Below are 13,845 nucleotides of genomic sequence, written 5' to 3' on the forward strand. Positions count from 1 at the left end.
CTAATGCGCCACGCGATATCGCGTGGCGCGATTTCTCAGGCCAGCATTTCGCTGGCGGCATGCATGCTAATCGGTTGCTGCATTTTCAGCAGTAAGCCCGCCGTTTCACTGTACTCGCCGCAGCTCAGCACCGCTTTCAGTACGCCTTCTTCGCCGTAGAGCACGGCAAAACGTTTATTATCAAACGATCCCAGCATTTTCATACTGTCCCACTCACGGGTGTAACCGAGATATTCAAAGCGGTTACCAAAGTGAGTCGTCCAGAAAAAGGGCACCCGATCAAAGGTGTGCCGTTCACCCAGCATATTCAGCGCGGCGAGGCGTCCCTGCTGCTGCGCCACACGCCAGTGTTCAATGCGACGACGCCCTTCCGGGGCCGGGTAGCTGGCGATATCCCCTACCGCCCAGACATCCGGCGCCGCGCTCAAGGTTTCATCCACCGTCAGGCTGCCATCTTTTTCATGAGGCAGATCGTGTGCCATATCGGTCACTGGTTGCACACCCGTGGCAAACACCACTACGTGTGCTGGTACGGAACGGCCATCTTTTAACGTTACGCTCCGCACATGGCCGTTCCCCTCCAGCGCCGCCGGTTCGCCGGTAACAAACTTCACGCCGTTCTGTTTATGCAGATCCATAAAATACCGCCCCACCTCTTCACCGAACTGCGGTACAAACGGCAGCGCATGGCGCGATAACACCGTCACGTCGATATCCTGATTACGCAGCGCCGCCGCCAGTTCCATGGCGATAAAACTATTACCGATCACTACCAGTTGCTGCTCCTGTTCGACTTCATTGAGCAGGCGTTCAGCCTGGTGGATACCCCGCAGCACATGCACACCCGCCAGGTGGTTGCCGGGAATATCTGGCCATACTGGCTGGCCGCCGGTGGCCAGCAGTAGTTTGTCGAAAGCGATCTGTCGGCCACCGGCAAGCGTAAGCTGGTGAGCGTAACAATCAATATTCGCCACCTCTTCACGCAGGCTTTCGACGCCGGGCTGGCTGTAAAAGGCGCTGTCCAGCAAGTGGGGAACGTCACTGATTTTCATTTTTCCCGCCGGAACGAATTTGCTCAGCGCAGTGCGATCGTAGGGCGCATCATCTTCTTTATCGATCAACACCAGGTGACCGTTAAACCCGGCGTCACGCAGCGTTATCGCCGCCGCACTGCCTGCGGCACCTGTTCCCAGGATCACGGCGGTTTGCGGGCGCTCGCCACGGATAAGCGAATGGCTGGCGGGAGAAAGTGGACGCGGGTTCACCAGTACACGATTTTGCTCAAGCATCACCGGATACTGCTTGAGGTTTTGCAGCGCCAGCGGTTCACGCCATTCGCCATTGGTGATATCAAACGCGGCTTTATGCCAGGGGCAGACCAGTTTGCCATCGCACACGGCGCCCTTCTCCAGCGGCCCGCCTGCGTGCGGGCATTTACTCTGAAAGGCGCGAACTTTCGCCCCGGTGCGGATAAGGATCATTGAGGTTCCCGCGACATCCACTTTGACCGGTTGGCTTTCCGGTAAGGCATTAAGTTCAGTAACATATTGATAGTTCATCACTTTGCTCCCGTGTCAGTGTTGCGAAAACGGGCGTAACGCCAGACAGCGCACAACCACGAGGAAAAGGGAAAATAAAACGAAGCTCACAAAGTAAGCCTGGCAGAGATTAGCGGGCGGGCAAAAAGACGGGGCAAATTCCGAAAAGAGGGTGAGCAAAACGCGATGCTCACCCGATGCGTTATTGCGTTTTTTTCAGGCAACCGCTCATAAATTTACTGCGATCTTCGCCTTTCAGGGATTGTTGCGTCGCCTGGGCATTACATTCGCGCATCCGCTGCTGCTGCGGCGTCAGGCTTTTTTGTCCGGGCTCAGTTTTGGTGTTTTTCAGGCAGTCACTCATGTATTTCTTACGGGCGTCTCCCGCCAGGGTTTGCGCCGTCGCCTGTTGATTGCAGAGGGTCATACGTTGTTGTTGCGGGGTCAGTGTTTTTTCGGCGGCGCTTAACGCCGTGACAAACAGCAGACCGAAAACGAGGGTAACCAGTAATGTTATTTTCATAGCACCATCCTTCTCTTAATGTGCCTTTTAAGGATGGTACTAATTGGTGAAAAAACCACCCGGCAGCAAAGATTTACCGCCGGGAGGCTGTTACTTCAGATTCAGCGCTGCTTTCATGGTGTAGAACAGATCGGTCTGATCCGTCAGCCCCACCACGTTGCCCGCATGCGGGCCGTAAGCCGCGATGCGAACCTGCGTTCCGGTATGTTCCATCGACTCCTCTTCCGAGTTGCCGTAAGTGATGGCCATTACCGCGCCGTCTTTGGTGTTCAGTGCCTGGCTTAAGCCTGGCGCTTTGGTATCTGCCGGAATGATCTGGCTGGCGTGGGCATGATCCGCCGTCACGATCACCAGCGTATTGCCATCTTTTTTGGCAAATTCCAGCGCTTTCTGCACAGCTTCGTCGAGATCAACCGTTTCGCCGATCTGACCGCACGGGTTCGCCGCGTGATCCTGTTTATCGATCGACGCGCCTTCCACTTGCAGGAAGAAGCCTTTCTCATTTTTGCTGAGCAAATCAATAGCTTTTTCCGTCATCGCCGCCAGTGTTGGTATGCTGTCGGTGCGTTTCGCGTTGGGCGTACAGGTCACGGCAGGTTTATCAATATTGCCGTGCAGCGAGGCTTTTGGCCCTTCCCAGCGCACCGGCATGTTGCCGTCAGAGAACAGCCCCAGCAACGGTTTATCCTGGTTCGCTTCGCTGATCGCCGCCAGCGAAGAGGCATCACCGACCAACTGGTAGCCACGCGCCTGCGCCTGTTCACGCAGCGTTTTCCCTTTCCACTCACCAGCGGTCGCGGTTTCGCTAAAGGTTTTCGCGCCGCCGCCCAAAGTGACATCCGCGCGGGCGTTCAGCAGTTGTTCGGTAATCGACCCTTTCCCGCCTTTTTCCAGCGCGTTAAGCGCACACTTCTCACTGGTCACCGTCGGGCCGTAGCAGCGGCGTGAGATAACGTGAGAAACCAGCGCGGCGGGCGTAGCGTCTTGCAGTTCCGCAGTGGAAACGTTGCCCGTCGCCAGACCGGCGGCTTTGGCCATCTCCAGAATGGTGGTGTGATCTTTATCGTGAATGTCGACGCCGAGCGCACCGTTATAGGTTTTCACGCCGGTGCTCCAGGCCGTGGCGGATGCGGCGGAATCGGTGACGTAATCCGGCTTGCCGGTTTTTTTGTCCAGCGAATAGTGTGTGTACTGGCCGGTCAGCGGCAGTGCGTCAATACCTTTAAAAAATCCACCGGCCCCTTCGGCGTAATTTCGCGCGGCGGTAATTTCGGAATCCCCCATGCCATCGCCAATCAGCAAAATAATATTTTTGGCGGGCTTATCCATGAGGGAATCACGCAGAGCAGCGGTTTGGTCACCGCTTAAACGGCGCGCACCACCAGGCGTGGAAATATCGCCGTGAGCAGCACGATTATCAAGAACCGGCGCTGACGTCGTTTCGGCATAAATAGCAGGGGTAAACATCAGAGGTAATAATGCAAGAAATAATGCGCTCTGTTTCACTTTAATATTCTCCATGTACAAATACTTAAAGAAAATAAAACAGAGCGACTATAGGTAGCGCAGATGACAGTGATATGACAGTGCAGGCAGCGCGTCAGAGGTTTAGCTGCGCGGGTGCCTTAAAAGCTTTTTTACGTACTGTTGCAGCAACTCCGCGTCCTGATGGGTAACGTGCGTTCCCGGCCGGGCTTCTTCCAGCGCCCCTTCAATACTCTGAATTAACGCCTGTTGTTCCGTCGTCGCCATCTGGCGCAGCAGCGCGGTCACCACGATTTCCAGCGCTTCAACCTGAGCGACCAGTTCTTTCGACTCTTCTTCTTTTTCTGCCAGCTTGACCAATAACTCTGCAATGAGATTTTTCATAGCGCTATTTCCTTACGAGATTTCAAAGACGTTAGCATTGAGTTTTGATGTTGCAAAGTAGATACATGTATTATTTTTGCGGATTTTCTCACAACGCTTAATAGTCATTTAAAAAACAGGGATAACGAAACGTTTCTCCCGCTTCGATGGCAAATCCTTTGAGTGGCTTAGCGATAAATAAAAAAAGCGCCTGGCTTATTTGCATAAGAAAAAACGATAGTAAGGCCGAAGCAGACTTATATTATTTCGGCCCTGTTGCGTTAGCGTTTTACCCGGCGAAACGCCAGCAGTAATTGCCAGAGATTAATAAACACCACCACGGCCGTGGCGGCAAATACCCAACGGAAACCCGCCATCGCGGATACGGTGGCTCCCATCAGCGGCCCGGCAACATTTCCCAGATACATAAACGATTGGTTGTACCCGAAAATACGCCCGGTGACCTGATCGCTGGAGTATTTCAGTAGCAACGTCTGCACGGCGGGCAGCATGGCGCCATCGGCAAAACCCAACATAAAGCGCAAGATCCCAAGCTGGAGCGGCGACGTGACAAACGACATGGCGAAGAACAGCACCACGGCCACCGCCATCGTCGCCATTAAAATGCGCGATGTACCAATGCGATCCCCCAATTTGCCGAGGCGCGGGGCGGAAATCAGCGCCGAGACACCGGGCACAGCGGCGATAAGCCCGCTGAGAAAAGCAATGTTAGTGGTATGCGGTGACAAAGATTGAATAAACAGCGCCAGGATCGGGCCGATAGAGCCGTTGCACAGCTGAATCACCATGGTGGTGATAAACAAACTGATGACCAGCGCCGGGTACGGCAAGGTAGAGAACACCGCCTTGCCGCTCAGGCGATCGCCCTTTTTCACCGTTGGTCTGACGCCCTCTTTAATTAAAAACAGCGTGACGAGGAAACTCACGATCAGCAATATCGCCGTGATAAGGAACACCATGCGCAGCCCCACATGGTCGGCGAGAAAACCACCCATCAGCGGCCCGCCAATCACGCCGCTTATCTGCGCCGTGGAGAGCGTACTTAGCGCCCAGCCGCTGCGCTCGCGCGGCACCTGCGAAGCCACCAGCGCCATCGCATTGGGAATATAGCCAGACGTCAGCCCCATCACACCGCGCAGGATCAACAACTGCCAGACATTGGTGGCAAACGCCTGTAACAGAATCGCGATCGCCATCCCTAACGAGGCGCGCAATAGCATCAGTTTGCGCCCTTTCCGGTCCGCCAGGCTGCCCCACATGGGCGAAACAATCGCCGAAACCAGAAAGGTGATACTGAACGTTAAGCCTGACCACATCGACAGCGCTTCATGGGACGTCACGCCCAGTTGCGCAACATATAACGGCAAGAACGGCAGAATTTGGCTGATGGCAAGACCGGTGAAAAAACAACCGAACCAGACCGAGATAAGATTGACCTTCCAGGATTCCATAAGTACGCGTAATGGTTGAGGTTTTGACAAACAGCGCACAGGTTAACAAGAATGCGCCAGCGATGAGTCACCAGAGATGCGGTGACGGCGATTTCGGTATTTTATCTGTCAGCTTGCGTTTCATGCCGCCGCCCGGAGGAGAAACCCCATTATTGACAGTGGATTATGCTTAGCGACAGAGGCCAAAGCCGCGCATGCCAAGATGAAAATGGTTAGCGTGAGCCGCGTTGTACTCCGGCCCAAGGCCGTTACCGTAATAGCCGCAACTGGCGCTTAACATTGCCCGCAGCCACGGCTGCGTTCGCGCCTGCCGCCAGCCCTTCAGTACCGTCACGGACTGACCATTCGCCAGTCGAAAACCGCTGAGATCAAGCGCTTCGGCGCTGGCATGCTCGCTACGTCGCGCATCGGCGCGGTTGTAGATATTGCGACACGCATAGCTGCCAAGATGATCGATACGCGTAAGCTGGCTGCCCATAAAGCGTTCGGTGAGTGGCCGCGCCTGTTGCTCGACAAACAGCGCGGAACTGAGCGCCAGCGGGCAACTGGCGAGAAAACTGCTGCTCAGTTTAACCGCGCCAAAGTCGCGTACCCGTACGACATTGGTTAACGGGCAATCTCCGGCACTGTCGGCAACCGGAGCCGACGAGATCAGGCGTTGCTGGTTCGCCTGCGACAATAATTCCGCACAGGCTTGCGGCGGCAAGCGGCGCAGTTTGAACTGCGTCATGCGCCCGGGCGGGTCGCTAAGCTGTAACGGCGCAAACGGGTTGTAGTAAGACGGCAACGCGCGGTAGCCAACCCAAATCACCGCCAGAAGGATGCACAAAACAATCAGCCCTTTCCCGCTCACGTCGCCTCCTTCTGGTTTCCAGAAAACATTATGGCAGAAGGCCGCGAATCGTGCGTTTTGACGTGCTATGGTATGTGCTTTGTGAATTCAGTGTGAGTGAACGGAGAAATGGCAAAACTGCGGGTAGGGGTCGTCTTTGGCGGCAAATCAGCGGAACATGAAGTGTCGTTACAGTCGGCGAAAAATATCGTCGACGCCATGGATAAATCACGCTTTGACGTGGTGCTGCTGGGGATCGATAAACAGGGGCAGTGGCATGTCAGCGATGCGAATAATTACCTGCTAAACGCCAACGATCCGGCGCGTATCGCCTTAAACCCCTCGGAAAATAGCGTGGCGCTGGTGCCGGGGATCCAACAGCAACAACTGATCCAGGCAGAAAACAGCACACCGCTTCCGAATGTCGATGTGATCTTCCCGATTGTTCACGGCACGCTGGGCGAAGATGGTTCATTACAGGGTATGCTGCGTCTGGCGAACTTGCCGTTTGTCGGCTCCGACGTGCTCGCCTCTGCAGCCTGCATGGATAAAGACGTCACCAAGCGCCTGTTACGCGACGCCGGGCTTTCCATCGCCCCGTTTATCACGCTAACTCGCGCCAATCGCGGGCAGATTAGCTTCAGCGATGTGCAAGCCAGGCTCGGTTTGCCGCTGTTTGTTAAACCCGCCAACCAGGGTTCCTCCGTGGGCGTCAGCAAAGTGACGAATGAAGCGCAGTACCAGGCGGCGGTCAACCTGGCGTTTGAATTCGATAAAAAAGTGGTTGTTGAAACCGGCATCAAAGGCCGTGAGATTGAATGCGCCGTGCTGGGTAATGACTCACCGCAGGCCAGTACCTGTGGCGAAATCGTGCTTAATAGCGAGTTTTACGCCTACGACACCAAATACATCGATGAAAACGGGGCTCAGGTGGTTGTGCCCGCCGACATTGATCCGGCAATCAACGATAAAATCCGCGGCATTGCCGTGCAGGCTTATCAGGCGCTGGGTTGTGAAGGGATGGCGCGCGTGGATGTGTTCCTGACGCCGGAAAACGACGTAATCATCAACGAAATCAACACGCTGCCAGGGTTCACCAATATCAGCATGTACCCGAAACTGTGGCAGGCGAGCGGCATTGGTTATAGCGAGTTAATCACGCGCCTGATTGAGCTGGCTATTGCGCGCCATCAGTCTAACAGCGCGCTGAAAATTACCGTTAATAACTAATCACTGCGGTTTATCCGCTGTCTCCTCGTCCTCGGGGCGGCGGCGGATAATTAACCCGGCCAGCCAGAAACCAATCACCCAGGTTACCAGCCCCACCGCGTAGGTTTGCCAGCCTTTGGCTTCAAACCCCAGCAGCCCGACCACGCCATTCAGAATAAATATCAACCCAATCGCAAACGCGTAATAGTGCCAGTCACGGCGAATTTTTACAGGCAGCTTCATGACAACTCCGGCAGTCAAAACGGCATCATCGCACAACCGCCGCTTACCGTCTGTGGCGTATGCGGAAATTCTGAAATGTTACCAAGGTAATTAAAACGTTACAGAAATGTGAGCATCGGCAAAAATCATCCAACTGGAATCATTCCCGGGGCGAAATTATCACCATTCTGATGTTGACAAAGCGGTACAACTGCCAAAATTACCGTCAGTTGAGGCCACGCGCCAACTACATCGAGCGTTAAAAAGTAAAGAGTACCGGAGGTCTTATGGCTGACTTTACTATGTCAAAACCCTTTAAGGGCGCAAAACAACGTGACACCTCCAGACCGGGTAATATTGCTTACGCCGTATTCGTACTACTCTGCTTCTGGGCGGGTGCGCAGTTGCTGAACCTGCTGGTGCATGCACCGGGCGTGTTCGAGCATCTGATGCAAGTGCAGGACACCACCCGCCCGCACGTAGAAATGGGAATGGGCGTCGGCACGATTTTCGGTCTTGTGCCTTTCCTCGCGGGAAGCGCCCTGCTCGGCGTCATCTTCCTTATCTTACGCTGGCGACACCACCATTCGCGCTAGTTCTGCGCCATGCAGGCGGCCCGACGATCGTCGACGCGCTTCGCAAACCATGCAGTTGTCAGGTTGCGCGTGATCTTCGGGCTTTCCAGCTTGATCCCCGGCAGTACCTCTCTCGGCAATAGTTTGCCGCTTTTCTTCTCGGCCAGCCGATAAACTTCGCGATAGAGTTTGGTCTCTTCCAGCTTGTCGCTGTCTCCGCGCTCCAGTTGCCGACGGATATCACGATCGCTCATGCCCAGCGAAGCGCCCAGTTTGCGCACGGCTAATTCCGTGCTACCCGCATCGCTGCTGCCGTACAAAATCAAATCGCCGTCGAGCGCCAGTTTCACACCGGTCGCTTTGCTGATGGCGTTCTGAAACGCCGCGTTACGGCTGGCATACAGCCCGGCGTTGAAATCGGCAAAACGGTAGATGGGTGCGGTGTAACTGGCCGGGTAATTGAGCAGATGATAGGTGCCAAACCATAATCCACCGCGGCGGCTGAAGACCTCCTGGCGCATGGTGCCTTCCATTTTCCACGGATAACCGTCCGTATGCTGCTCGGCAAAGGCGACGCTAATCTGCATCGGCCCGCCGGTGCGCACCGGGTTGAGCGAACCAAACAGTTTCTGCCCCATCGGCACCATGCCAATGAAGTCATCAAAAATGGCGCTGAGCTCTTTTTCCGTGCGCACTTTGTCCAACCGTTCGCTGTAGCTTTTACCGTTCGGCGACGGGATTTTCAGCGCGGTATGCACCAGCATCGTTGGGATGTGCATCCGCTCGGCGCGCTTATCGATCTCTTTCCAGGCAATTTTATTCAGCCCCGGCACCACCGGATCAGACTGGTAATTGGATTCCTGCTGCGCCACCGCCAGCACCGAACAGATGTTCTCCAGCGTCGGCGACAGCTTCTGGCTGCTAAAGGTTGTCGCCAGATCCTGCGCCCAGCCTTCGCGATCTTTCACGCTGGCGGGAATGGTTCGCCGCACCACGCTTGCGACATCCATCGGCTTGTTCTGCTGTTGTTCCAGCGCTTTTTCTTTTTCAGCTTCGGCTTCTTTTTGCGAAAGCGTGCCCTGCGTACTACACCCGGCGAGAATCAACGTCGCCAGCAACCAGCCAAAACGGGGGACGTAAACCATAACGTTCCTTGTGTTAACCAAAAATATGGGGCACAGGCTGGATCTCCTGCCCATCCAGCGCACGCTCAAAACTGCGTAAACGTTTATAGATAGACATCAGCTCCACCAGCGTCGTCCAGGAAGAGATCAAATACTGGAACGAACTGCGCACCTGCTCGAACACGTTGGTTATCTGGCGCATCAGACCGAAAGTGATAGCCCCGGCGGCAATCGTCGGGAACAGCACAATCAGGCCTACCACCACATCAACCTGCATGTACAGGATACGGGCGATATTGAAATACATATAGTGGAAATAGAGCCGGAAGTAGTTACGGCGCACGGCGGCGAACAGCTCTGCAACGGTATGCGGCCTGGCGCGACCGGCATCATCTTCGCCGTAGACCAGCTCTTTACGGTAAGCCGCTTCCACGCGCTGGTTTTTAAACGCCAGACCCGGCAGTTTGATGCCCACAAACGCCAGCAACACGGTGCCGAGCAATGCCCAGCTCACGGCGGCAATCACCAGGCCATAAGCGATGTGCCCGACCACCGGTATCTCTTGTACATGCGGCGATAACGCCACCAGCACCGGCAAAAAAGCAATCAACGTCATGATAGCGTTAATAAAACTGGTGCCCATATCTTCAAGCGTCGAGGCGAAACGCATGGTGTCTTCCTGCACGCGCTGCGCTGCGCCTTCGATATGGCGCAAACGCTCCCAGTGCGCCATATAGTATTCGTTCATCGCCGTGCGCCAGCGGAACACATAGTGGCTGACGAAAAAGTTATTGAGCACCGCCACCGTTACGGCAATCAGTGCGATCCACAAAAACACGCCAATCTCGCTGTACAACTGATGAATGCTGACTTTGTTCGGCGCGCTGAGTGCGGTCTGGATAAGATCGTAAAACGGCTGATACCAGGCGTTAATGGCGACATTCACCTCCACCAAAAACCAGGTCACAAAGATAATTAACGCGGTGCCGAGAATCGACCAGCGCTGCCAGCGATGCGGCGAGAGGGTAAACCAGAACAGCGCAAACACGCCGACACAAAGCAGATAGTAGGCATAAAACAACAGATAGCCAGGGCTCCAGAAACGCGCGGCGCTAATCGGCACATCCGCAGACGCACCGGTGAGACGCATCAACCACGCTTCACCACCAGCCTGCCAGAAAACCACGGTAATCGCGGTCCAGATGAACACCGACAAAAAGAACAACGCCGGTTTCGGAAAGAAGGACTTAAACATAATGCTCTCCTGCTCACTTCTTATTATTTACGACAAATGCTGTGCATCACTGTGTGTAAGCCCCTGAATGGGCCGCGACAAAAAAAGCGCCGCGAAATGCGGCGCCGTCTGGTTAAATCTGACCTGAGCTTAACGCCTTAGTTCGTTTGCCATTCGTGAAGAATTGTTTCGACGGGTTTCACTAACACCGGGTTGCCCGGCACCGTTAACGTGCGCCACACCTCGTTATAGTGATCGATTAACACCGTGGCCTGCGCCGCCGGGCGATTCGCCGTGGTGTGCGCATCTTGCGCGACGGTAATGGCGTAGCCACGGCTGGCACCATTTTTCAGCGTGGTATCCACGCAGTAATCGGTGGCGCACCCGCACATCACAAAAGCGCGAATGTCATGCTCACGCAGCACGCTTTCGAGTGTGGTGTGATAAAACGCGTCGCAGGCGGTTTTGGTGACATACAGCGCGTTCGCTGGTTGCGTCAGCTCCGGCAGAAGCGCAAACCCGTCGCTGCCCTCTTCCAGCCCACCAGCCTCAGCATGTTGAATAAAAATCACCGTATCCGCTGCCGCGGTCAGTTGATTAATGCGCGCCACGCAGTGCTCACGCTGAATACGCTCTGTGGCAAACACGCCGTTTTGCATATCCACCACCATCACTACCCGTTGACTTGCCATTACCTGACTCCTGAGTGTGGGAAAGAAAGAGGTTATCACAGCCGCCTTACACCAGAGTCATAGGGAAAAAATTTCATATTTACCCATCGTTACGTATTAGGGCGAAATAACACGCTTATTGGTGCTTTGCATCGAATCGCCGGGTAGTATAAATATCCTCTATCGTTCCCATTCTTATATGGATCCCCTTCGTTGAAACGTTGTCTGCTTTTCTCCGCGTTGCTCTGCACGCTGAGTATGACCAGCGCCCGTGCGGCGCAACAATCTCCCGATCCGGTATTTGCCTCTGACATTGTCGATCGTTACGCCAACCACATCTATTACGGTAGCGGTGCGACCGGGATGGCAATGGTGGTCATCGACGGTAACCAGCGCGTGTTCAGAAGTTTTGGTGAAACCCGTCCGGGCAATAATGTGCGCCCGCAGCTGGATTCGGTTATCCGTATTGCTTCGCTCTCCAAGCTGATGACCAGCGAAATGCTGGTGAAACTGCTCGATCAGGGCCGGGTGCGTCTCGACGATCCATTAAGCAAATATGCGCCACCTGGCGCGCGCGTACCGACCTACGAAGGCACGCCGATCAAGCTGGTTAACCTCGCGACCCATACCAGCGCCCTGCCGCGTGAGCAGCCTGGCGGCGCGGCGCACCGCTCGGTATTTGTCTGGCCAACGCGCGAACAGCGCTGGAGCTGGCTCTCCACCGCAAAGCTAAAAACCGCGCCGGGCGCGCAGGCGTCTTACTCCAACCTGGCCTTTGACCTGCTGGCCGATGCGCTTTCTCAGGCGGCCGGAAAACCCTATCCGCAGCTATTTGAAGAGCAGATAACCCGCCCGCTGGGGATGAAAGACACCACCTTTACGCCGTCGCCGGATCAGTGCAAGCGTCTGATGGTGGCGGAAAAAGGCGCCAGCCCGTGCGATAACACGCTGGCAGCGATTGGCAGCGGCGGCGTTTACTCTACGCCGGGCGATATGATGCGCTGGATGCAGCAGTTCCTCTCGTCCGATTTCTATACCCGCAACAGCCAGGCCGATCGGATGCAAACGCTGATCTACCCGCGTAATCAGCTCACCAAGGTGATTGGCATGGATGTTCCTGGCAAAGCCGACGCGCTGGGTCTTGGCTGGGTCTATATGGCACCGAAAGACGGCCACCCTGGCATCATCCAGAAAACCGGCGGCGGCGGCGGTTTCATCACCTATATAGCGATGGTGCCGCAGCATAACGTCGGCGTCTTTGTGGTGATGACCCGTTCACCGCTGACGCGCTTTACCAGCATGAGCGATGGCGCGAACGACCTGGTCAGCGAGCTGAGCAACAATAAACCGCAGGTAGTTCCGGCCTCCTGATGCGGCAAAAGGCAGGCGGTTTGCCGTCTGCCTTCCCCTTTTAACAGCGATTTTGGTAAAACAGCCCGCCGCCTTTTCGGCTACAATGCCGCCATCTGTTCCACAAACATCAGGCATACCATGACCGATTTAATTACTCGCCCCCGCCGCCTGCGCAAATCGCCTGCGCTGCGCGCCATGTTTGAAGAGACAACACTGAGCAAAAACGACCTGGTGTTGCCGATCTTTGTTGAAGAAGAGCTCGACGATTACAAAGCCATCGCCGCTATGCCGGGCGTGATGCGCATTCCGGAAAAGTATCTGGCGCGCGAAATCGAACGCATCGCCAGGGCCGGGATCCGCTCAGTGATGACCTTTGGTATTTCGCATCACACCGATGCGACCGGCAGCGATACCTGGCAGGAAAACGGCCTGGTGGCGCGGATGTCGCGCATCTGCAAAGAGACAGTGCCGGAAATGGTGGTGATGTCCGACACCTGTTTTTGCGAATACACCTCGCACGGTCACTGCGGCGTGTTGTGCGATCACGGCGTGGATAACGACGCCACCCTGATTAACCTCGGTAAACAAGCGGTGATTGCCGCCGCGGCAGGCGCTGATTTCATCGCGCCATCAGCGGCAATGGACGGCCAGGTGCAGGCGATCCGTCAGGCGCTGGACGCGGCGGGCTTTACCGATACCGCGATCATGTCCTATTCGACTAAATTCGCCTCATCCTTCTACGGCCCGTTCCGCGAAGCAGCGGGCACGGCGCTGAAAGGCGATCGTAAAACTTATCAGATGCACCCGATGAACCGTCGCGAAGCGATTCGCGAGTCGCTAATCGATCAGGCCGAAGGCGCAGATTGCCTGATGGTGAAACCGGCTGGCGCTTATCTCGATATCCTGCGTGATATCCGCGAGCGTACCGAGCTGCCGCTGGGCGCTTATCAGGTGAGCGGGGAATACGCGATGATCAAGTTTGCCGCTCAGGCAGGCGCGATTGATGAAGACAAAGTGGTACTGGAAAGCCTGGGTGCGATTAAACGCGCCGGCGCGGATTTGATTTTCAGCTATTTCGCCCTCGATCTCGCCGAACGCGGCATCCTCTGAACGAAGCGGGCCTGGCCCGCTTTTTTTTGCCTTTGCTTCTGATTCTCCTCGCGTCTTTAAAGTGTCATTTATTCATTGTAATGAAATGTAAGCGTCATCTTCGCCCTTTACTGTCATCGGCAAGACGGGAGGAG

14 protein-coding genes are annotated in these 13,845 nt (G+C 55.3%); 4 read left to right on the top strand and 10 right to left on the bottom strand.

The window, feature by feature from the left end:
- Positions 1–35: 35 nt before the first annotated feature.
- From O3S68_RS12170 to O3S68_RS12195, 6 genes are all read right to left on the bottom strand, one after another.
- Positions 36–1,559 carry an FAD-dependent oxidoreductase gene (locus O3S68_RS12170; RefSeq protein WP_269231593.1) on the bottom strand — a complete coding sequence of 508 codons (1,524 nt, stop codon included), beginning with the start codon at positions 1,557–1,559 and terminating at the stop codon, positions 36–38.
- A 181-nt stretch (positions 1,560–1,740) separates the two neighbouring features.
- Positions 1,741–2,061 (bottom strand): phosphate starvation-inducible protein PsiF, encoded by a 321-nt coding sequence (gene psiF / locus O3S68_RS12175; RefSeq protein WP_017458822.1) that lies wholly within the window; start codon positions 2,059–2,061, stop codon positions 1,741–1,743.
- 90 nt (positions 2,062–2,151) lie between these two features.
- A complete protein-coding gene (phoA, locus tag O3S68_RS12180) occupies positions 2,152–3,582 on the bottom strand; it encodes an alkaline phosphatase (RefSeq protein WP_020456719.1) in 1,431 nt (476 codons plus the stop codon).
- An 87-nt stretch (positions 3,583–3,669) separates the two neighbouring features.
- Entirely contained in the window at positions 3,670–3,930 is a 261-nt protein-coding gene (iraP, locus tag O3S68_RS12185; RefSeq protein ID WP_017458820.1) for an anti-adapter protein IraP, read from the bottom strand.
- Positions 3,931–4,190: 260 nt separating this feature from the next.
- Complete coding sequence (locus O3S68_RS12190) at positions 4,191–5,381, bottom strand: multidrug efflux MFS transporter (protein WP_045509319.1); 1,191 nt, start codon at positions 5,379–5,381, stop codon at positions 4,191–4,193.
- A 169-nt stretch (positions 5,382–5,550) separates the two neighbouring features.
- Positions 5,551–6,234, bottom strand: a complete 684-nt coding sequence (locus O3S68_RS12195) for an extensin-like domain-containing protein (RefSeq protein ID WP_269231594.1) — start codon at positions 6,232–6,234, stop codon at positions 5,551–5,553.
- A gap of 108 nt (positions 6,235–6,342) precedes the next feature.
- Here O3S68_RS12195 and ddlA point away from each other — a divergent pair, with 108 nt between their 5' ends.
- A complete protein-coding gene (ddlA, locus tag O3S68_RS12200; RefSeq protein ID WP_269231595.1) occupies positions 6,343–7,443 on the top strand; it encodes a D-alanine--D-alanine ligase in 1,101 nt (366 codons plus the stop codon).
- On the opposite strand, the gene O3S68_RS12205 is transcribed toward ddlA, so the two are convergent.
- Positions 7,444–7,665: a DUF2754 domain-containing protein gene (locus O3S68_RS12205; protein ID WP_017458816.1), complete on the bottom strand. Its 222-nt coding sequence runs from the start codon at positions 7,663–7,665 to the stop codon at positions 7,444–7,446.
- A 266-nt stretch (positions 7,666–7,931) separates the two neighbouring features.
- Between O3S68_RS12205 and O3S68_RS12210 the strand changes: the two genes are divergently transcribed.
- Positions 7,932–8,240, top strand: coding sequence for a DUF2755 family protein (locus O3S68_RS12210; protein ID WP_017458815.1), 309 nt, complete (start codon positions 7,932–7,934; stop codon positions 8,238–8,240).
- Here the strand turns inward: O3S68_RS12210 and O3S68_RS12215 are convergent.
- From O3S68_RS12215 to O3S68_RS12225, 3 genes are all read right to left on the bottom strand, one after another.
- Positions 8,237–9,364 carry a DUF1615 domain-containing protein gene (locus tag O3S68_RS12215; protein WP_269231596.1) on the bottom strand — a complete coding sequence of 376 codons (1,128 nt, stop codon included), beginning with the start codon at positions 9,362–9,364 and terminating at the stop codon, positions 8,237–8,239. The genes O3S68_RS12210 and O3S68_RS12215 overlap by 4 nt on opposite strands.
- Positions 9,365–9,377: 13 nt before the next feature.
- The gene (gene sbmA, locus O3S68_RS12220; protein ID WP_269231597.1) at positions 9,378–10,598 is read right to left on the bottom strand and encodes a peptide antibiotic transporter SbmA; all 1,221 of its coding nucleotides are present in this window, start codon (positions 10,596–10,598) and stop codon (positions 9,378–9,380) included.
- A 137-nt stretch (positions 10,599–10,735) separates the two neighbouring features.
- On the bottom strand, positions 10,736–11,269 hold the full coding sequence (locus O3S68_RS12225; protein WP_097406318.1) for an isochorismatase family protein: 534 nt from the start codon (positions 11,267–11,269) through the stop codon (positions 10,736–10,738).
- Positions 11,270–11,461: 192 nt separating this feature from the next.
- Here O3S68_RS12225 and ampH point away from each other — a divergent pair, with 192 nt between their 5' ends.
- Positions 11,462–12,619 carry a D-alanyl-D-alanine-carboxypeptidase/endopeptidase AmpH gene (gene ampH / locus O3S68_RS12230; RefSeq protein ID WP_045509330.1) on the top strand — a complete coding sequence of 386 codons (1,158 nt, stop codon included), beginning with the start codon at positions 11,462–11,464 and terminating at the stop codon, positions 12,617–12,619.
- Positions 12,620–12,739: 120 nt separating this feature from the next.
- Positions 12,740–13,711: a porphobilinogen synthase gene (gene hemB, locus O3S68_RS12235; protein WP_160271115.1), complete on the top strand. Its 972-nt coding sequence runs from the start codon at positions 12,740–12,742 to the stop codon at positions 13,709–13,711.
- Positions 13,712–13,845 lie beyond the last annotated feature (134 nt).

This window comes from Kosakonia sp. SOY2, from assembly GCF_027109175.1.
In the GTDB taxonomy this organism is placed as follows: Bacteria; Pseudomonadota; Gammaproteobacteria; order Enterobacterales; family Enterobacteriaceae; genus Kosakonia.